We start from the raw sequence: 20,871 nt of genomic DNA on the forward strand, positions 1-20,871 counted from the left end.
GGTGCATGCGGGCTGCCGAACGGCCGGTTTGGGGCGGCCGACTTCCGGGTATAATTACGGCCTTCCTTTCGCCCCACGTCGCCACCTCGCGCGACTCATCGACGTCAGTCCAGCCCATGGCTCACTTCTCGTGTTTTCCCGGCGCTTCGGCCCTTTCCGATTTCCGTCAAACCCGTCTGCTCGACACGCTCAGGCAAATCGACGCCAACATCGTCGCGGTGCGCGGCCAGTTCCTGCACTTCGTCAATGCGGCCGAGCCGCTGTCGGCCGACGACAGCGCGCGCATCGATGCGCTGATGCACTACGGCGCGCCGTTCGAGCCGGCGGCCGAGAAGGGCGCGGCCGAGACCTTCGTCGTGCTGCCGCGCTTCGGCACGGTCTCGCCGTGGGCGAGCAAGGCGACCGACATCGCGCAGCACTGCGGCCTCACGCAGGTGCGCCGCATCGAGCGCGGCGTCGAATTCACGGTCACGCTGAAGTCGGGCCTGCTCGGCGGCAAGAAGGCGCTGTCCGACGACGCGCGTGCGGCAGTCGCCGCTGCGCTGCATGACCGGATGACCGAAAGCGTGGTCGCCGCGCGCGACGACGCGAAGCACCTGTTCGACGAACTGCCGGCCAAGCCGCTCGCGAGCGTCGACGTGCTGGGCGTCGGCCGCGGCGCGCTCGAGCGCGCGAACGTCGAGCTGGGCCTCGCGCTCGCCGACGACGAGATCGACTATCTGGTCGATGCGTTCCGCAAGCTCGAACGCAATCCGACCGACGTCGAATTGATGATGTTCGCGCAGGCGAACAGCGAGCACTGCCGCCACAAGATCTTCAACGCGCAGTGGACGATCGACGGCGAAGCGCAGGACATGTCGCTGTTCGCGATGATCCGCAACACCGAGAAGCTGAATCCGCAGGGCACGATCGTCGCGTATTCCGACAACTCGTCGATCATGATGGGCGCCGAAGCCGAGCGCTGGTTCCCGCGCAACGCGGGCGCGGCCGGCGAGCCGGGCGAGCGATATGGCCGCCACACCGAACTCACGCACACGCTGATGAAGGTCGAGACGCACAACCACCCGACGGCGATCTCGCCGTTCCCGGGTGCGGCGACCGGCGCGGGCGGCGAGATCCGCGACGAAGGCGCGACGGGCCGCGGCGCGCGTCCGAAGGCCGGCCTCACGGGCTTCACCGTGTCGAACCTCGACCTGCCCGATGCACGTCAGTCGTGGGAAAACGCACGCGACGCGGCGCAGCCGGTCGGCGAGCGCAACCCGAACGATGCGCACGGCCCGTACGGCCGCCCGGACCGCATCGCGTCGCCGCTGCAGATCATGATCGACGGCCCGCTCGGCGGCGCCGCGTTCAACAACGAATTCGGCCGCCCGAACCTCGGCGGCTACTTCCGCGTATACGAGCAGAACGTCGGCGGCCAGGTGCGCGGCTATCACAAGCCGATCATGATCGCGGGCGGCCTCGGCAACATCGCGGATCAACACACGCACAAGCATGACGTGCCGGCCGGCTCGCTGCTGATCCAGATCGGCGGCCCCGGCATGCGGATCGGCATGGGCGGCGGTGCGGCGAGCTCGATGGCGACCGGCGCGAACACGGCCGAGCTCGATTTCGACTCGGTGCAGCGCGGCAACCCCGAAATCGAGCGTCGCGCGCAGGAAGTGATCAACGGCTGCTGGCAGCTCGGCGCGGAAAACCCGATCCTGAGCATCCACGACGTCGGTGCGGGCGGCCTGTCGAACGCGTTCCCCGAAATCGTCGACGGCGCGGGCAAGGGCGCACGCTTCGAACTGCGCAAGGTCGCGCTCGAGGAATCGGGCCTGTCGCCGCGCGAGATCTGGTCGAACGAGGCGCAGGAGCGCTATGTGCTCGCGATTGCGCCGGCCGACCTGCCGCGCTTCGAGGCGATCTGCGCGCGTGAGCGCTGCCCGTTCGCGGTGGTCGGTGTTGCAACCGACGAGCGCCAGCTGCAACTCGTCGACGCCGAAGCGACCGGTGCCGACGAATATCCGGTCGACATGCCGATGGAAGTGCTGCTCGGCAAGCCGCCGCGCATGCACCGCGACGTCACGCGCGTGGCGACCGAGCGCGCGCCGGTCGACGTGACGGGCATCGCGCTGTCGGAAGTCGCGGTCGACGTGCTGAAGCACCCGACGGTCGGCAGCAAGTCGTTCCTGATCACGATCGGCGACCGTTCGGTCGGCGGCACGTCGGTGCGCGACCAGATGGTCGGCCCGTGGCAGGTGCCGGTGGCCGACTGCGCGGTTACCGCGCTCGACTATGCGGGCTTCAAGGGCGAAGCGATGACGATGGCCGAGCGCACGCCGCTCGCGGTGATCGACGCGCCGGCATCGGGCCGCATGGCCGTCGGCGAAGCGATCACGAACATCGCGAGCGCGCCTATCGCGTCGCTCGACAAGCTGAAGCTGTCGGCGAACTGGATGGCCGCGTGCGGCACGGCCGGCGAGGACGCCGCGCTGTTCGACACGGTCAAGGCGATCGGCATGGAGCTGTGCCCGGCGCTCGGGATCGGCATCCCGGTCGGCAAGGACTCGCTGTCGATGAAGACGAAGTGGGACGAGCAGGGCGTCGCGAAGGAAGTGGTCTCGCCGGTGTCGCTGATCATCTCCGCGTTCGCACCGGTCGAGGACGTGCGGCTCCATCTGACGCCGCAACTGCGCCGCGTCGCCGACGCGGGCGACAGCGTGCTGATCGCGATCGATCTCGGCCGCGGCAAGAACCGGATGGGCGGCAGCATCTTCGCGCAGGTCACGCAGCAGGTCGGCGACACGACGCCGGACGTCGACGATGCGGAAGACCTGAAGCGCTTCTTCAATGCGATCCAGTCGCTCAATGCGCAGGGCAAGCTGCTTGCGTACCACGACCGCTCGGACGGCGGCCTGTGGGCGACGGTGTGCGAAATGGCGTTCGCGGGCCACGCGGGCGTGTCGCTGAACGTCGACATGCTGACGCTCGACCCGCATCACGAATCCGACTATGGCGACGCGAAGGACTGGGCGAAGCAGACGAGCGGCCGCCGCGACGATCGAACGCTGCGCGCGCTGTTCTCCGAGGAGCTCGGCGCTGTCGTGCAGGTGCGCACGGCCGACCGCGACGCGGTGCTCGGCGCGCTGCGCGAATTCGGTCTGTCGACGTGCTCGCACGTGATCGGCTCGGTCAACGACCGCGACGTGATCGAGGTGTACCGCGACGCGAAGAAGATCTTCGACGCGCCGCGCACCGAACTCCATCGCGCATGGGGCGAAGTGAGCTGGCGCATTGCGCGCCTGCGCGACAACCCCGCGTGCGCGGATGCCGAATACGACGCGCTGCTCGACGCGGCCGATCCGGGCATCTCGCCGGTGCTGAGCTTCGATCCGGCCGACGACATCGCCGCGCCGTTCATCGCGACCGGCGCGCGGCCGCGCGTCGCGATCCTGCGCGAGCAGGGCGTGAACTCGCATCTGGAAACGGCCTACGCATTCGACCGCGCGGGCTTCGACGCGCACGACGTGCACATGAGCGACCTGCTCGCGGGCCGCGCGACGCTGGCCGATTTCGCGGGTGCGGTCGCGTGCGGCGGCTTCTCGTACGGCGACGTGCTCGGTGCGGGCGAAGGCTGGGCGAAGACGATCCGTTTCAACGCGAACCTGGCCGACATGTTCTCGGCGTTCTTCGCGCGTCCGGACACGTTCGCGCTCGGCATCTGCAACGGCTGCCAGATGCTGTCGAGCCTCGCGTCGATGATCCCGGGCGCGGAGGCGTGGCCGAAGTTCACGCGCAACAAGTCCGAGCAGTTCGAGGCACGCTTCTCGTTCGTCGAAGTGGAGAAGTCGCCGTCGATCTTCTTTGCTGGGATGGAAGGCTCGCGGATTCCGGTCGCGGTCGCGCACGGCGAAGGTTATGCGGACTTCTCGCAGCAGGGCGACATCGACCGCGTTGCAGTCGCGATGCGTTTCGTCGATCACCGCGGCGAAGCCACCGAGCGCTATCCGTTCAACCCGAACGGCTCGCCGGCCGGCATCACGTCGGTGACGACGGCCGACGGCCGCTTCTCGGTGCTGATGCCGCACATGGAGCGTGTGCACCGTACGGTCACGATGAGCTGGCACCCGGAAGGCTGGGGTGAAGCGAGCCCGTGGATGCGCGTGTTCCGCAACGCGCGCCGCTGGATCGGCTGATCCGGATGAGGTTCGACCCGAACGCGCCGGTCGAGGTCGTCACGCTGCGCGACGAGCGCGCGAGCGAGGCCGGCGCGATCGGCCGCGTGATCGTCGCGGCGTTCGCGGGCGAACCGCAGGGCGGGCAGTTCGAGCGGCGAATCGTCGACGCGCTGCGCGCGGACGGCGCGTTGAGCGTGTCGCTCGTCGCGGAGCGCGACGGCCGCATCATCGGCCACGTCGCGTTTTCGCCGGTCTCGATCGGCGGCGAGCCGACGGATCGACAGCAATGGTACGGGCTTGCGCCGCTCGCGGTGCTGCCCGACTGCCAGCGGCAGAGCATCGGCGCCGGGCTCGTGCGCGCGGGGCTGGACGCGTTGCGCCGGCTCGGCGCGCGCGGCTGCGTCGTGCTCGGCGATCCCGCGTACTACGCGCGCTTCGGGTTCGAGCCGTCCGGCGACATCGTGTTTCCCGACGTGCCGTCCGAGTATTTTCTCGCGCTGTCGTTCGACGCATCGGCGCCGCTGCCGTCGGGCGAAGTTCGCTATCACGACGTGTTCTATCCCGCGTAGCGAACGCTGCGGCGCGGGTGGTGTCCGGCACAGAGAATGCCGCTCCCTGGAGCGGCATTTTTTATCGCGCGTCGACCGGCTGCGAAAGCCTCACGATGCATGCGCTCCGGCGCGCCAAATGAAAAAGCCGCTCCGAAGAGCGGCTTTCCGATGCACGGGCGACGGGCGCCTGCGTTACTGGATCTTTGCCTGCTGGCGCAGACCTTCCTCGAACGCCTGCAGCTTCTGCTGCACGAGCTGTTGCGCGATCTGCGCCTTCACCTGGTCGAACGGCGGCGGCGCGATGTCGCGGATGTCGTCGACGCGGATGATGTGCCAGCCGAACTGCGTCTTCACCGGCGCGTCGGTCATCTGGCCTTTCTGCAGCTTCTGCGCGGCCGCCGAGAATTCCGGCACGTACGCCTTCGGGTCGGACCAGTCGAGATCGCCGCCGTTCTTGCCCGAACCAGGATCCTTCGAGTATTGCTTCGCGAGATCCTCGAACTTCGCGCCGGCCTTGATCTTCGCGATCAGGTCCTTGGCCTGCTGCTCGTTGTCGACGAGGATGTGGTGCAGGTGATATTCGCGGTTGCCGCCGGCGCCCTTGACGAGTTCGTCGTAGCGCGCCTTCACTTCGGCGTCGGTCGGCTGGTTCTTCTTCAGGAAGCTCTCGATCATCGAACGCAGCACGACGGTCTGCTGCGCGACGGCGACCTGCGCCTTCACGTCCGGACGGTTCGGGATGCCTTCGCGGATTGCTTCCTGCATCAGGATTTCGCGGTTCACGAGTTCCTGGCGCACGGCCTGCTGCAGTTGCGGGCTGTCGGTCTGGCCTTGCTGGACGAGCTGCGCGACCATCGCGTCGGCGCGCGACTTCGGAATCGGCGTGCCGTTGACGACGGCGATGTTCTGGGCAAATGCCGGTGCCGCTGCGAATGCAGCCGCCGCGACCCACAGGCGAGGGGATTTCAGGATCATCGGGAATTCCTAATGAGACTAGATTGAAGATTCGTTGAATTCTTCGGGCGTGTAAGCCACGATCGCGAGCGCGTGAATGCCGCGCTGCATCGCATCAGCGAGCGCATCATACACCAGCCGGTGCCGCGCGACGCGCGGCTTGCCCGCGAATGCGGCCGACACGATCGTGACCGTGTAGTGGCCGCCCGAGGCCGCGCCGGCGTGGCCCGCGTGCTGCGCGCTGTCGTCGCGCACGGCGAGCGACACGGGTGCGAGCGACGCGGTGAGGCGCGCCTCGATCAGCGCGATGCGTTCGTCGGGCGACGCGTGGAGAAAGGCGTCCGTCATGTCATTCGTCCTTCAGGTATTTCGTGAGCCAGAGGCTCTGCAGGATGATGAACACGACCATCGCGCCCGTCGTGCCGAACAGCTTGAAGTTCACCCATTGCGATTCGGTGAAATTGTGCACCACGTACAGGTTCGCGACGCCGAGCACCGCGAAGAACAGCGCCCACGCGACGTTCAGCTTGTCCCACACGGGGTGCGGCAGCGTGAGTTGCTTGCCCATCATCTTCTCGATCAGGTTGTTGCCGAACGCATAGCGCGCGGCAAGCAGCCCGACCGCAAACAGCCAGTACAGCACAGTCGGTTTCCATTGAATGAATTTCTCGTCATGCAGCACGAGGGTGGCGCCGCCGAAGACGACGATCACGCCGAGGCTGACCCACAGCATCGTGTCGACCTTCCGGTGCCGGAAGGCGACCCACGCGACCTGGGCCAGCGTCGCGACGATCGCGACGGCGGTGGCGGTGAAGATGCCCCAGACCTTGAAGGCGACAAAAAACAGGATGATCGGAAACAGATCGAACAGGAATTTCATGGCGCTCGCAGCTGCGTGAAACGCCGCGTGCGCGGCCTTTCACCGTTGTAGGGACCCGCCAGGCACCGCCGTCGCGGATCGGGGCGGCCAGCCCGAGAGCAAGCCGCCCGGCGAAGGTTGCCCCCAAAGGGCCGTCTCGCCGATCCGCCCGGCGCCGCTCATTCGTTTTCGGGTCGGGACTCGAAGTTTAACGCAGCCGAATTGATGCAGTACCGCAAACCGGTCTTGTCGCGCGGGCCGTCCTCGAAGACGTGCCCGAGATGCGCGCCGCAATGGTTGCAGCGGACCTCGACGCGCACCATGCCGTGCGAGTAGTCGACCTTCTCGTCGATCACCTCGCCGTTGAGCGGCTTGAAGTAGCTGGGCCAGCCGCAGCCCGAATGGAACTTGGAACCGGATTCGAACAGCGGCGTGCTGCAGACGACGCATTTGTAGATGCCGGCGTCCTCGGTGTCGGTGTATTCGCCGGTGAAGGCGCGCTCGGTCGCCGCATGCTGCGTGACCTCGTACTGCATCGGCGTGAGCCGGCGGCGCAGCTCGGCGTCGTCCTTCTCGTACGGGAAGGTTTTGTCGTCGGAATCGTGGGACATGTGGGGTTCTCCTGATCGGTCGTTCGATACGCGCGGGTTGGGGGCTTCAGGACGAGCAGCTCACTTCGAGCGACCCGGCCCAGTCGGGCGGCAACGCGGCGTATGTTTCATGCTCCGGTTGTTCGTCGAACGGCCGGCGCAGGATCCGCGCGAGCCGCTCGATCTCCGAAAAATCCTTTTCCTTCGCGCGCCGGATCGCGACTTCGGCCAGATGGTTGCGCAATACGTACTTCGGGTTCACGCGGTTCATCGCGGCCGCACGTGTCGCGTCGTCGCGCGTTTCCTCCGACAGCCGCGCGCGGTAGAGGTTCGCCCACGCGTCGAACGCGTCGCGGTCGATGAACAGGTCGCGCACGGGCGCGTCGCGGCTCGCGTCGTGCTTCGACAGTTGCGCGAGCCGGCGGAACGTCAGCGTGAAATCCGCATGGCTCGCATGCATCGTCTCGAGCAGTTTGTTCGCGAGTTCGGCGTCGTTCTCGCGTTCGAGCTCGAGGCCGAGCTTCGCGCGCATCGCGCGTTCGAGCGCGGGGCCGAAGCGTTCCGGAAATTTCGCGAGCACCGCCTGCGCGTCGTCCACCGCGCGCTCGGCGCGCGCATCGTCATCGGCGATGCCGTGCTGCAGCCCGATCAGCGGCAGCAGCGCCTGCGCGAGGCAATAGCAGTTCCAGTGCGCGATGCGCGGCTGCATCCGGTATGCGTAGCGGCCGCTGTTATCGGAGTGGTTGCAGATGTGGTTCGCGTCGAACGCGTCGACGAAGCCGAACGGGCCGTAGTCGATCGTCACGCCGAGGATCGACATGTTGTCGGTGTTCATCACGCCGTGGCAGAAGCCGACGGCCTGCCACTGCGCGACGAGGTCGGCCGTGCGCAGCGTCGCGGCTTCGAGCAGCGCGAGGTACGGATCGTCCGCGTCGCGGCAATCCGGATAGAAGCGGTCGATCACGTGATCGGCGAGCTGGCGCAGCAGGTCGGGGCGATCGTTCGAGAAGAAGTGCTCGAAGTGGCCGAAGCGCACGAAGCTTTCCGACACACGCGTGACGACGGCCGACGTCTCGATCTCCTCGCGGACCACCGGCTGGTCGGAGCCGATCACCGTCAGCGCGCGCGTGGTCGGGATGCCGAGGTGATGCATCGCTTCCGAGCACAGGAATTCGCGGATCGACGAGCGTAGCACCGCGCGGCCGTCGCCCATCCGCGAGTACGGTGTGCGGCCGCTGCCTTTCAGTTGCAGCTCGTAGCGGCGGCCATCGGTGCCGGTGCGCTCGCCGATCGTCAGCGCGCGGCCGTCGCCGAGCTGGCCGGCCCACACGCCGAACTGGTGGCCGGAATACACCGATGCGTACGGCATCGCGGTTGCGGGCCAGTCGCGCGTCGGGTTGCCGGCGAACAGTTCGGCGAAGCCGGGCTGCGCGGCGAGCGACGCCGGCAGGTCGAGCAGTTGCGCGACTTCGTCGGAAAAGCCGACGACGTACGGCGCGGCAAGCGGCGCGGCCGGCAGCCGCGTATGAAACGCGTCGCCGAGCTGGACGAACGCGCCTTCGGCGGGTGCTCCGAGCGTGGCGGCGAGGTCGGGAAGGGTGTCAGCCGCATCGGCTGCGCTTCGGGAAAACGACATGTTGAGCGCCTCTGGGTAAGCCGATATTGTAAGGCGGCGCCGCGCCGCCCGCATGGCGGCCCGCGCACCGTGCGCCGCGCCCGTCCGGGCCGCTGACGGGCGCACGCCGGTTCGAGGCTGGTCACCGATTCGCGTCCTTCAGGGAGAACAAGACGATGGGTAAGCCGTTGCTGGGCCAGATGATGGACATGCCGTTGCTGGTGTCCTCGCTGATCGCGCATGCCGCGCGTCACGCGGGCGACACGGAGATCGTGTCGAAGCGCATCGAGGGCGATGTGCATCGTTACACGTACCGCGATTGCGAACGCCGCGCGAAGCGGCTCGCGCAGGCGCTCGCACGGCTCGGCGTAGAAGCCGGCGACCGCGTCGGCACGCTGGCGTGGAACGGCTACCGGCATCTCGAGGCGTATTACGGGATCGGCGGGATGGGCGCCGTATGCCACACGATCAACCCGCGCCTCTTCCCCGAGCAGATCGCGTACATCGTCAATCACGCGGAAGACCGCTACGTCCTGTTCGACATCAATTTCGCGCCGCTCGTCGACGCGATCGCGCCGCAATGCCCGCACGTGAAGGGCTGGGTCGCGATGACGGACGCCGCGCACCTGCCGTCCTGCGCGACGCCGTTGCTCTGCTACGAAACGCTCGTCGAAGCGGAGGACGGCCGCTACGACTGGCCGCGCCTCGACGAGCAGCAGGCGTCGGGGCTCTGCTACACGTCGGGCACGACCGGCAATCCGAAAGGCGTGCTGTATTCGCACCGCTCGACGGTGCTGCACGCGTACGGCGCCGCGCTGCCCGACGCGATGAACCTGTCCGCGATGGATGCGGTGCTGCCCGTCGTGCCGATGTTCCACGTCAACGCGTGGGGGCTGCCGTACGCGGTGCCGCTCACCGGCGGGAAGCTGGTGCTGCCCGGCAAGGATCTCGACGGGAAATCGCTGTACGAGCTGATGGAGGCCGAGCGCGTGACGTTTTCCGCGGGCGTGCCGACCGTGTGGCTCGGTCTGCTCAACTACATGCGCGAAGCCGGCGTGCGCTTTTCGACGCTGAACCGCACGGTGATCGGCGGCTCCGCGTGCCCGCCCGCGATGCTGCGTACGTTCGAGGACGACTACGGCGTGCGCGTGATTCATGCGTGGGGGATGACCGAACTGTCGCCGCTCGGCACGCTCGCGAAGCTCAACTGGGCGCAGTCGCAGCGTCCGCTCGACGCGCAGCGCAGGCTGCTCGAGAAACAGGGGCGCGTGATCTGCGGCGTGGACATGCGCATCGTCGGCGAGGACGGCCATGAATTGCCGTGGGACGGCGTCGCGTTCGGCGAACTGCAGGTGCGCGGGCCGTGGGTGATCGATCACTACTTCCGCGGCGACACGTCGCCGCTGTCGGACGGCTGGTTCCCGACCGGCGACGTCGCGACGATCGACCCCGACGGCTTCCTGCAGATCACCGACCGCAGCAAGGACGTGATCAAGTCGGGCGGCGAGTGGATCAGCTCGATCGACATCGAGAACGTCGCGATCGCTCACCCGGGCGTGGCCGAAGCCGCATGCATTGCATGCGCGCACCCGAAATGGACCGAGCGTCCGCTGCTCGTCGTGGTGCCCCGCGAAGGCGCGAACCTGAGCCGCGACGCGCTGCTCGCGTTCTATGAAGGCAAGGTCGCGAAATGGTGGATCCCCGACGACGTCGTGTTCGTCGAATCGCTGCCGCACACGGCGACCGGCAAGCTGCAGAAGCTGAAGCTGCGCGAGACCTTCCGCGACTACGTGTTGCCGACGGCGGTGTGCGAGCCATAAGGAGCCGCAAGGCGCCATAAGGCCAGGCAGGCCCGGGCCGGCGACGGCCCGCGATCCGGTCGCCCGATCCGCCCCCACGATCGGGATACAAATTCAAATTGAACGACCGTGCTTTTTCGTTGTATGCTGCCTCCGTTCGATCCGGACATGCGGCCGTTCGACCGCGCACAATGAAGCGCAGCCACCCCGGCGCGCGATGCATGGAGGCAGGCAGATGGCAGTGGATTACTCGACTCGCGACGGCGTGGCCGTCCTCACGCTCAACAATCCGCCCGTCAACGGGCTCGGCCTGTCGACCCGCCAGGGCGTCATGGACGCGCTCGATCGCGCCGCGCAGGACCCGTCGGTCACGGCCATCGTGCTGACCGGCGCGGGGCGCGCATTCTCGGGCGGTGCCGACATCACCGAATTCAATACGCCGAAGGCGCTGCAGGAGCCGACGCTGCACACCGTGATCCGTGCGGTGGAGGCGAGCGGGAAGCCTGTCGTCGCGGCGCTGCACAGCGTTGTGATGGGCGGCGGCCTCGAGCTCGCGCTCGGCGCGCACTATCGCGTCGCGGCGCCCGGCGCGCAGGTCGCGCTGCCCGAAGTGAAGCTCGGCCTGCTGCCGGGCGCGGGCGGCACGCAGCGCCTGCCGCGCGCGGTCGGGCTCGAAACCGCGCTGAACATGATCGTGTCGGGCGCGCCCGTGCCGTCCGAGCAGCTCGCGAAGAGCGGGCTGTTCGACGAGATGGCCGACGGCGACCTGCTCGACGCGGCCGTCGCGTTCGCGCGCAAGGTCGGTGCGCAGAAGGGGCCGCATCCGCGCGTGCGCGATCGCAAGATCGTCCACGAGAACGCCGCGGGTTTCATCCAGTTCGCGCGCAATTCCGCGCGGGCCGCCGCGCCGAACTTCCCCGCGCCGCACAAGTGCATCGACGCGATCGAGGCCGGCGTGCTGAACGGCTTCGACAAGGGCAGCATCGCCGAGCGCGAGGGTTTCGTCGCGCTGATGATGACGCCGGAAAGTCGCGCGCTGCGCCATGCGTTCTTCGGCGAGCGTGCGGCGAGCAAGATTCCCGACGTGCCGGCCGATACGCCGCTGCGCGAGATCCGCCGCGTCGGCGTGATCGGCGCGGGCACGATGGGTGGCGGGATCGCGATGAACTTCGTCAACGCGGGCCTGCCCGTCACGCTGCTCGAGACGAAGCAGGACGCGCTCGAGCGCGGCGTCGCGACGATCCGCAAGAACTACGACGCGCAGGTGAAGAAGGGCAAGCTCGCGCAGGAGAAGCTCGACGCGCGCATGGCGCTGATCACGCCGACGCTGTCCTACGACGACCTGAAGGATGCCGACCTGATCGTCGAGGCCGTGTTCGAGGAACTCGGCGTGAAGGAGCAGGTGTTCAGGAAGCTCGACGAAGTTGCGAAGCCGGGCGCGATCCTCGCGTCGAACACGTCGACGCTCGACGTCGACAGGATCGCGGCGTTCACGAAGCGTCCGCAGGACGTCGTCGGCATGCACTTCTTCAGCCCGGCGAACGTGATGAAGCTGCTCGAGGTCGTGCGCGGCGCGCGGACCGCGAAGGACGTGCTCGCGACCGTGATGGCCGTCGCGAAGAAGATCCGCAAGACGGCGGTCGTGTCGGGCGTGTGCGACGGCTTCATCGGCAACCGGATGATCGAGCAGTACATCCGCCAGGCGCTCTTCATGCTCGAGGAAGGCGCGCTGCCCGCGCAGGTCGATCGTGCGATCGAGAAGTTCGGTTTCGCGATGGGGCCGTTCCGGATGAGCGACCTCGCCGGCAACGACATCGGCTGGGCGATCCGCAAGCGTCGCTACGTCGAGAAGCCGGATCTGCAGTACTCGAAGATCGCCGACCGCCTGTGCGAGCAGGGCCGCTTCGGTCAGAAGACGGGCGCCGGCTGGTACGACTACGTGCCGGGCGATCGCAAGGCGAAGCCGTCGTCGCTGGTCGACGAGATGGTCGTCGCGTATTCGAGGGAGCGCGGCGTCGAGCGGCGCAAGATCGGCGACGACGAGATCGTCGAGCGGCTGGTGTTCGCGCTCGTCAACGAAGGCGCGAAGATCCTCGAAGAGAAGATCGCATCGAAGGCGTCCGACATCGACATGGTCTACCTGACCGGCTATGGCTTCCCGCTGTGGCGCGGCGGCCCGATGCTGTACGCGGACATGGTCGGCCTCTACAACGTCGAGCGCGCGATTCGCCGCTACGCGGCCGCGCCGAACGGCGACGCGTGGCAGCTCGCGCCGTCGATCGTGGCGCTCGCGAAGGCCGGCCGCGGGTTCAACGGCTGACGATATCGCGCGGCGGCGCGACCGATTTCCGCAGGAGAAACGCAATGAAACGCACCGACGACGTACTGCTCGTGATCGACGTGCAATACGACTTCATGCCGGGCGGCGCGCTCGCGGTGCCGGACGGCGACGCGGTCGTGCCGGTGATCAACGCGCTCGCGCGACGCTTCGACCAGGTCGTGCTGACACAGGACTGGCACCCGCGCGAGCACGTGTCGTTCGCGGCGAACCACCCGGGCGCGAGCCGTTCTCGACGCTCGCGCTGCCGTACGGCGAGCAGGTGCTGTGGCCCGTGCACTGCGTGCAGGACACCGACGGCGCGGCGCTGCATCGCGACCTCGACATCCCGCAGGCACGGCTCGTGATCCGCAAGGGCGGCGACGCGCAGATCGACAGCTATTCCGCGTTCGTCGAGGCCGACCGCACGACCCGCACGGGGCTCGCGGGCTATCTGCGCGAACTCGGCGCGAAGCGCGTGTGGTGCTGCGGGCTCGCGACCGACTATTGCGTCGCGTGGTCGGCGCTCGATGCGCGCGCGGCCGGTTTCGAAGCCGCGGTGATCAACGATGCGTGCCGCGCGATCGACCTGAACGGGTCGCTCGCGCACGCATGGCAGCAGATGCAGGCAGCGGGAGTCGCACATGTGACGTCCGCGGGCGCTCGCCCGGCGGCGTAGCGCATTCCCCATCCGAATCAGGACATGAAGCAGGACCGAAGGAGACTCGCATGACCGAAGCCGTAATCGTATCGACCGCACGCACGCCGCTCGCGAAATCCTGGCGCGGCGCCTTCAACATGACGCACGGCGCGACGCTCGGCGGCCACGTGGTCGCGGCCGCGCTCGAACGCGCGAAGCTCGATCCCGCGCGCGTCGAGGACGTGATCATGGGCTGCGCGAACCCCGAAGGCGCGACCGGCGCGAACATCGCGCGGCAGATCGCGCTGCGCGCGGGGCTGCCGGTGACCGTGCCGGGGATGACGGTGAACCGTTTCTGCTCGTCGGGGCTGCAGACCATCGCGCTGGCCGCGCAGCGGATCATCGCGGGCGAAGGCGACGTGTATGTCGCGGGCGGCGTCGAATCGATCTCTTGCGTGCAGAACGAGATGAACCGGCACATGGTCCAGGAGGGCTGGCTGGTCGAGCACAAGCCCGAGATCTACTGGAACATGCTGCAGACGGCCGAGAACGTCGCGAAGCGCTACGGAATCTCGAAGGAGCGGCAGGACGAGTACGGCGTGCAGTCGCAACTGCGGGCCGCGGCCGCCCAGGAAGCCGGTCTCTTCCGCGACGAGATCGTGCCGATCACCGTGCTTGCGGGTATCGCCGACAAGGCGACGGGCCGCCTGTTCACGAAGGAAGTGACCGTATCGGCCGACGAAGGCATCCGTCCCGACACGACGCTCGAAGGCGTGTCGAAGATCCGTTCGGCCGTGCCGGGCGGCGTGATCACCGCCGGCAACGCGAGCCAGTTCTCGGATGGCGCGTCGGCGTGCGTCGTGATGAGCGCCGCTGCCGCGCAGCGCGAAGGGCTGCAGCCGCTGGGCGTGTTCCGCGGCTTCGCGGTGGTCGGCTGCGAGCCGGACGAGATGGGTATCGGCCCCGTGTTCGCGGTGCCCAAGCTGCTGAAGCAGGCAGGGCTGAAGGTCGACGACATCGGCCTGTGGGAACTGAACGAGGCATTCGCGGTGCAGGTGCTGTACTGCCGCGACACGCTCGGGATTCCAGAAGATCGCCTGAACGTGAACGGCGGCGCGATCGCCGTCGGCCATCCGTACGGCGTGTCGGGCGCGCGCCTGACGGGCCATGCGCTGATCGAAGGCAAGCGCCGCGGCGTGAAGTACGTGGTCGTCACGATGTGCATCGGCGGCGGGCAGGGCGCGGCGGGCCTGTTCGAAATTATCTGATTTTTGGCTGGTGGCGGCCGCGGTTTCGCTTCGGCGAGGCCGGCGGCCGCGATGCGACGCGAATCGGCGCGGCAGAATTGCCATTCGAAACGATCGGGAGGCAAAAAACGTGCTCCCGGCAATGCCGTTTCCCCTTACTTGTCAAACGAATTGCCCCACCTATACTTGCTCTGACATTTGCCTTTCGGCACGATGGGCCGGATCGTACGTCGCGCGATACGTGCCGCGAAGATTGAACCAACGCAGCAGACCGACCGGGGACCGAATGAGTACGACCTATGCAGCCGGGGAACCGCCGCGCGTCGTCAGCGCGGCCGCGAGGCTCTACGCGAAATGCCTGCTGGTCGGATTCGCGTTGCTGCCTGCCTATCTGATCGCCTATCTGTGGTTCTTCAGCGACCCGCACGTCGTGTTCGAGAGCCATGCGTTCCATGAAATCGCGATTGCGGCGGCGACCCTCGAGGGCGCGTTCGTCACCTACGTGACGTGGGTGTGCTACCGGTCGTCCGGCGAGCCGCTGCTGCGCTGGCTGACGCTCGGCTTTCTCGGCTTCGCGATGATCTATTCGCTGCACGGTGCGTTCACCGGGATGGCGCACCACAATATCTGGCTGTTCCTGCTGTACGGGCCCGCGTCGCGGCTCGTGATGTCGATCCTGCTGCTCACGGGCCTGATGTCCTATTCGAGTCCGCCCGATCGCATCGAGAAGCGCACGAGCGTGCGGACGTGGCTGCCGTGGATCATGTTCTTCGTGATCATCAACGTGGCCGTTGCGTACATCGCGTATTCGCCGATCGCGGGCGCGCTGGGCACGCGGCTGTCGATGGAGGGCGGCGCGCTCGTGTTCTCGATGCTGAACGTCGGCGTGCTGCTCGCGCGGCGGATCCGCTCGCCGCTGATGGTGATCTACGGCGTGTCGATCATGGCGTTCGCGCTGTCGTCGCTCGCGTTCATTCTCGGCAAGCCGTGGAATCACATGTGGTGGCTCGCGCACGCGATCTTCGCGGGCGGGTTCTTCCTGCTCAGCTACGGCGTCGTGCAGGCGCTGCAGACGACGCGCTCGTTCTCGGCGATCTACAGCCAGGAAGACCTGATGAGCCGGCTGTCGGAGTCGATGGCGCGCGCCGAGAGCGCGCTGCAGGAACTGCGGCGCACGAACCAGAAGCTCGAGTACATGGCCGCGACCGATCCGATGACGGGCGCATCGAACCGCCGGCAGTTCATCGCGCAGGTCGAGCGCGAGATGGTGCGGGCCGAGCGCGACGGCACGCCGTTTTGCCTGCTCGCGCTCGATCTCGACAATTTCAAGAACATCAACGATGCGTACGGGCACCAGATCGGCGACGAGGTGCTGCGCGGCGTCGTACGCCAGTGCCTTGAGGCGATCCGCCCGGCGGGCGGGCTCGCGCGAGTCGGCGGCGAGGAGTTCATGGCGCTGCTGCCGGAGATGCCGCTCGAGGGCGCGCGGATGACGGCCGAGCGCGTGCGCTCGTCGATCGCGAGTTCGCCGTTCGGGCTGGACTTCAAGCGTGTGCAGGTGACGGTCAGCGTCGGCGTCGCGCAATACGGGGTCGACGGCAGCACGGTCGATGCGCTGCTGCGCATGGTCGACGAGCGGCTGTACCAGGCGAAGCGGGAAGGGCGGAACCGGGTCGTGTCGCGGTAACGCGGGTTCGAGCGGCACGCCGGCGCCGTTGAGCGAGTGCGGTGCGCTCGGCAACGCGGTTGTGCGGAAGCGATGATCGATGCAGTCCCTGCCGAAGCCCTGGGGGCGGAAATACCCCCGGGGCTTCTGCATGCTCGGTTGGCGCGCGATGGGCAATGCGCTAGCGCGATGCCACGACCGCTGCGTTTTTCGGCTGCACCTCCTGCATCCGCAGCGACGCCTGCCACCAGTACTTGCCCGCGCGCTGCTGCGGATCGCGGATCGCGAGATACGTCGTACTCCAGAGCTGCGCCGCGTTGGCTTCGGTCGCGTCCGCGCTGCGCGTGCCGAATGCATCGGTCCGGTACTGGCCGTTCACGTAGGACCATGTCCACATCTCCGACGTACGCATGTCGCGCCCGTTGGAGATCACCTGCCAGATCGTCTGCCGCGCCTGCGCGAGCAGCGCACGGGTTGCGGCCGACAGGTCCTGGCGCGCGAGCTGGCGATCGAGCCCGGCCACCCACATCGCCTGCTGCCACGACCAGATCACCGTGCCGTGATACGCGGAGCTCGTGAACTTCGGCCACAGCGACTGGTTCGCATACGCCGGGTTCGCGATCAGCATGCCGGCATCGGTCACGAGCCCGGTCGGGAACGGCCGCGTGACGTCGGCGACGATCCGCTGGAGCTCGTCGTCCGGCGGCGCGCCGAACAGCAGCGCGAAGCCGCCGTCGGAATTCATCACCGGAATCGGGTTGCCCTGCTGATCGAGCGACAGCGCGTAGAACGACAGCGGTGCAATCGGCGCGGCACCGGCGGGCACGCCGGCGGACGGCGCATAGGCCGACAGGTCGGTGGCCGCCTGCGCGGCCGGCACGCTGACCTGGAACAGCGGCGGCGCCTGCGTTTCCCACGCGGCGGCTTGGTTCGCCGTGTTGGCGAGCGTCGCGCGCTGCGCGGCATCCAGGTACGGATCGAGCAGGCCGCGCGCGAGGAACGCATTCGCCGCGCGCAACGCGGCGGGCACGAGCACCGCGTTTACGTCGTACGGGTAGACGCCGCCGCCGAGCCCGTCGGTGCTGTCGCGCCAGTTGCCGACGATCTCGCCGGGCCGCAGGTGGATCAGGTTCGCGACCGATGGCTGCTGCGCGAACGGCTGCGCGGTCGTCGCGACGTGCAGCAGGTTGACGACCAGGCGGCTGCCGTTGGTCTGCCCGTCGCTGCCGCGCTGCGCCAGATAGGCGGCCGCGCGGGCCTGGCCGCGCGTATCGTCGATCAGCCACGCGGCCGCGATCGGCGCGAGCAGGTAGTCGCTGTCGATCATCTTGTAGTCGTAGGTCGGCGTCGGATCGTTCGGCCGGCCGTTCTTCTGGTTGTCGACCAGCGCGAATTCGCCGATGCCTTCCTCGTGCGCGACCTTGCCGTCCGTCGACAGGCGGCTCAGCACCGACGACAAACCGGCCTCGATCGCCGCGGGTTCGAGCACGGGCATCAGCATGCGGACCGAGATCAGCGTGTCGCGGCCGAAGTACGTGTCGTACTGCCACGAGCCGGCCAGCAGCTTGTCGTGGAAGCTCAGGAATTCGAGCACGTTCTGGCTGACCGGATCGGGGTTCACGGACGGCGCGAGCAGATCGGCGCGCGTGATCGGCGACAGCGGTGTTTCGCCCGACAGCGCATCGACATGCAGCTTCAGCGTGTGCGCGCCCGCCGGTGCGCGCAGCACGAGCTTGCCGCCCGCCGCTGGCGTGATGCTGCCGCCATCGCGCAGCGTGATGCGCAGCGCATAGCCGGGCGCGCCGTCGATCCGGTCGCGCTGCCATTGCGCTGCGCTGCCCTGGACCGTCGGCGCCGTGACGATCTGCTGCGGAATCGTTGCGCCGCCGTTGAAGTCGCGCAGGAAGCGCACGTTGCTGAGCACGCCCTGGCGGATCGTCAGCGTGTCGGTGTCCACCGACACGTCGGCGCCGATGCCGGACAGCGGGCGGCCGTGCGTGTCGGGGGCCGACAGCGCGGACGGTGGCGTGTCGAGGCTCCAGTTCACCGGCTGCGCGGTGTCGTCGAACCACAGCCCCGTGCCGCTGTTGCCGGCCGGGAAGACCACGAGCAGGCGCGGTTTCGTCGACGAGCGCGCCAGCAGGTGCGCGGCGACCTTGTCCTGCCGGTAGAACGCATTGATCTGGCCGCCGGCGTCCATGCGGAACGACAGCGCGGCGTGGTGCGACGGTGCGTCGCTCGACCGGATGTCGTCGTCGTTACAGGCCGCGAGCAGGCCGGCGCAGACGAACCCGAGACACAGCGACTTCGCAAGGCGATGCATGTTGATGTCCCTCCTGGTGACTGGCGATTTTTATCGGAATTGCCGAATGAACGGATCTTCCGTCCGTTTCGTTCTGTGCTGCGGGCATTCGGGCGAATGCCTGGAATTAATCGGGGTGTGGTGATTCTGCGATAAGCGAATTGCGCGGCAAATAAGCGAATGACCGATCAGTGCCGCAAGCGAAAATGGCAGAAGGCGCCACCCCGGCGCGGCAAGGGAATGGGCTCAGGGGTAGCCTTCGCGCGAGCGAATGGCGACTCGTGTGCGGCGGGAGAAAATGAAACGTAAGCTGTCGTAGGGGATTCTAAATTTACGAGAAAGTTGAAGTCAATAATGTTTTCGCGGTTTTCTGATATTCTATGGAAAAGGCGATCGCAATTATTACTCGTCGAGTCGGTAAAATGTGCGATTTAAAGAAAATGGATAATGGAATCCGGATATCCGATGGCGAAACAATTGGCAATGACGTTTCAATCCGGCGATTGATGCCTGGCAGGAATTGAATCGTCGCGTTTGTGCCGGTTGTTGTCGGGCAATGCGCGGAAGGCGCGGAAGCGGAGCGCGCGACGCATGAGCAATCCGCGTTCCTGCAATGCAGCGGAAGACGCGCGCCGTTCTGGCTCCAAAGCGCGATCCGGATAACAGACCACGTGATAGGTACCGGTTCGGGCCGCGAACCGTGCGATCGTTCAATCGGAGCCGTCAAGTTTGGTAGGCTTGGTGCCTGCCGCCGTTTGCGCGGATCGCGCCGTCGAGTGTCGACGGGGTGAAAAGCAGACAGACGACTGGCGGGGCGCCGCCCGGCCGCCGCGATGCGAGCCGCGCCCGCATCGTGAACCCCAACGAACTGGAGCGAACAAAGTGATCAGACATATTGTCATGTGGAAGTTGCATTGACAATTGTGGTCGCAATTCATTGAGTAATAAAGAATGTTGTCGAGATTGTGGCGTCTGGCACCCGCTCTAATACCCCCTTTTTCATGTGCTGGAACGACTGGCGACGGCACGACCATGGACGTTGAACCGTTTGACCGGATTCGTCGCCATCCGGCCGGGTGTTGCTGATGGCGAGCGACAATTACCGGCCATAAGGCGTCGCTCGACGCCGCCCTTGCCGAGACGTTCGGACGCCCGGTCGGCCCAGAAAGGCGACCTTCCACGATCGCGTGTGCTCGCCGCATAATTTGCCAAAGTGGTCATCTAACAAGACGCAAAACCTTGAAAACCTCCTTCCGCCGTTGGATCACACGCGCAGTCATCGGAACCATCCTGTCTGGGGTGATCGCCTCTGGTCTCGTCGCTTGTGGCTATCCTGCCATCGCCACCACAATCTGTACCGCATGCTACGGAATGGAGCGCGCAGCGCCAAGACTGATTGTTGATCGGGGCATGCCCCCTCAGATGCGCGATACGCTATTAGCAAATGCCAAGGAAGCCGAGTCGCTGGTTCGAGAGTTCTACGGGTCGTTCGATCTCGCACCGATTATCGTTGGCTGCTCCACGGATGAATGCGATAGACGCATGGGAGGTCGTGGCGCCCTTGCCTCAACCACCACCACGCCCTTTGCGATCATCACTCGGGTTTCGCCTCATGGCCAAACGCCCACGATTCTGGCGCACGAGTTCTCGCATGTAGAGCTACATCGGCGGATTGGCTCGCGGAAGTTGGCCAATGGCACCATGCCGGCCTGGTTCGACGAGGGCGTCGCCGTAATTGTCTCTGACGACAACCGGTACCTGAATCCCGGAACGACGACGGCCGAGCGTTGCGTTAGGGAAAGTGTGAGTTCGCTCCCGTCAAGTCCTGCCGAGTGGGGGCCTCGTGCCGGCAAGGATCGGATGATCTACGCTGACGCCGCTTGTCGCGTTCTGCACTGGATGGATATCCACGGTGGCCGGGACGGCTTGCTGCGGACAATCGATGCCACTGCAAGGGACGAGACCTTCAACCCTCAGTGACTACCAGCACGCTCCTCATGAGATCTGCCCGCTCCTCGTGAGTGGCGCAATTGGACACTTCGTGCAGCGGACGTTACTGGTGAGGCCCGCAGTTAGGGCGCGAACGTCCATAACGGCCGAACCGCTGCCCCCAAGGAGCCGGCTTAGACGACCGGACCACCCAATTACCCGCCGTTGAACCCCAGACA

General features: G+C 66.9%; 13 protein-coding genes and 1 pseudogene. 8 read left to right on the top strand and 6 right to left on the bottom strand.

Annotation, left to right across the window (positions count from 1 at the left end; all coding sequences use genetic code 11):
- Nucleotides 1–116: 116 nt before the first annotated feature.
- Nucleotides 117–4,181: a phosphoribosylformylglycinamidine synthase gene (purL, locus tag DM992_RS10955; RefSeq protein WP_111016814.1), complete on the top strand. Its 4,065-nt coding sequence runs from the start codon at nt 117–119 to the stop codon at nt 4,179–4,181.
- A gap of 5 nt (nt 4,182–4,186) precedes the next feature.
- Nucleotides 4,187–4,732: an N-acetyltransferase gene (locus DM992_RS10960; RefSeq protein ID WP_111017885.1), complete on the top strand. Its 546-nt coding sequence runs from the start codon at nt 4,187–4,189 to the stop codon at nt 4,730–4,732.
- Between the two features lie 174 nt (nt 4,733–4,906).
- Here the strand turns inward: DM992_RS10960 and DM992_RS10965 are convergent, their stop codons facing one another.
- From DM992_RS10965 to DM992_RS10985, 5 genes are all read right to left on the bottom strand, one after another.
- Nucleotides 4,907–5,689, bottom strand: a complete 783-nt coding sequence (locus DM992_RS10965) for a peptidylprolyl isomerase (RefSeq protein WP_034181200.1) — start codon at nt 5,687–5,689, stop codon at nt 4,907–4,909.
- Nucleotides 5,690–5,707: 18 nt separating this feature from the next.
- Nucleotides 5,708–6,016 carry a BolA family protein gene (locus tag DM992_RS10970; RefSeq protein WP_047900921.1) on the bottom strand — a complete coding sequence of 103 codons (309 nt, stop codon included), beginning with the start codon at nt 6,014–6,016 and terminating at the stop codon, nt 5,708–5,710.
- A 1-nt stretch (nt 6,017) separates the two neighbouring features.
- Complete coding sequence (locus DM992_RS10975) at nt 6,018–6,548, bottom strand: septation protein A (RefSeq protein ID WP_034181202.1); 531 nt, start codon at nt 6,546–6,548, stop codon at nt 6,018–6,020.
- A 158-nt stretch (nt 6,549–6,706) separates the two neighbouring features.
- Complete coding sequence (gene msrB, locus DM992_RS10980; protein ID WP_072437159.1) at nt 6,707–7,138, bottom strand: peptide-methionine (R)-S-oxide reductase MsrB; 432 nt, start codon at nt 7,136–7,138, stop codon at nt 6,707–6,709.
- Nucleotides 7,139–7,184: 46 nt separating this feature from the next.
- Complete coding sequence (locus DM992_RS10985; protein WP_111016815.1) at nt 7,185–8,753, bottom strand: YdiU family protein; 1,569 nt, start codon at nt 8,751–8,753, stop codon at nt 7,185–7,187.
- A gap of 155 nt (nt 8,754–8,908) precedes the next feature.
- Between DM992_RS10985 and DM992_RS10990 the strand changes: the two genes are divergently transcribed.
- The 5 genes and pseudogenes from DM992_RS10990 to DM992_RS11015 all read left to right on the top strand — a co-directional run bounded on the left by DM992_RS10990 (nt 8,909) and on the right by DM992_RS11015 (nt 16,422).
- Nucleotides 8,909–10,552: a 3-(methylthio)propionyl-CoA ligase gene (locus DM992_RS10990; protein WP_111016816.1), complete on the top strand. Its 1,644-nt coding sequence runs from the start codon at nt 8,909–8,911 to the stop codon at nt 10,550–10,552.
- Between the two features lie 214 nt (nt 10,553–10,766).
- Nucleotides 10,767–12,851 carry a 3-hydroxyacyl-CoA dehydrogenase NAD-binding domain-containing protein gene (locus DM992_RS11000; protein ID WP_111016818.1) on the top strand — a complete coding sequence of 695 codons (2,085 nt, stop codon included), beginning with the start codon at nt 10,767–10,769 and terminating at the stop codon, nt 12,849–12,851.
- A 44-nt stretch (nt 12,852–12,895) separates the two neighbouring features.
- A pseudogene (gene pncA, locus DM992_RS11005) lies at nt 12,896–13,527 on the top strand (bifunctional nicotinamidase/pyrazinamidase).
- A gap of 50 nt (nt 13,528–13,577) precedes the next feature.
- On the top strand, nt 13,578–14,756 hold the full coding sequence (locus DM992_RS11010) for an acetyl-CoA C-acyltransferase (RefSeq protein ID WP_111016819.1): 1,179 nt from the start codon (nt 13,578–13,580) through the stop codon (nt 14,754–14,756).
- Between the two features lie 265 nt (nt 14,757–15,021).
- A complete protein-coding gene (locus tag DM992_RS11015) occupies nt 15,022–16,422 on the top strand; it encodes a GGDEF domain-containing protein (RefSeq protein ID WP_111016820.1) in 1,401 nt (466 codons plus the stop codon).
- Nucleotides 16,423–16,582: 160 nt separating this feature from the next.
- Here the strand turns inward: DM992_RS11015 and DM992_RS11020 are convergent, their stop codons facing one another.
- Nucleotides 16,583–18,724 carry a hypothetical protein gene (locus DM992_RS11020; RefSeq protein ID WP_111016821.1) on the bottom strand — a complete coding sequence of 714 codons (2,142 nt, stop codon included), beginning with the start codon at nt 18,722–18,724 and terminating at the stop codon, nt 16,583–16,585.
- 1,218 nt (nt 18,725–19,942) lie between these two features.
- Here DM992_RS11020 and DM992_RS11025 point away from each other — a divergent pair.
- Nucleotides 19,943–20,683, top strand: a complete 741-nt coding sequence (locus DM992_RS11025) for a hypothetical protein (protein ID WP_162631636.1) — start codon at nt 19,943–19,945, stop codon at nt 20,681–20,683.
- The last annotated feature ends 188 nt before the right edge of the window (nt 20,684–20,871 follow it).

This window comes from Burkholderia sp. JP2-270, assembly GCF_003233675.1.
GTDB classification, from domain to species: domain Bacteria; phylum Pseudomonadota; class Gammaproteobacteria; order Burkholderiales; family Burkholderiaceae; genus Burkholderia; species Burkholderia pyrrocinia_C.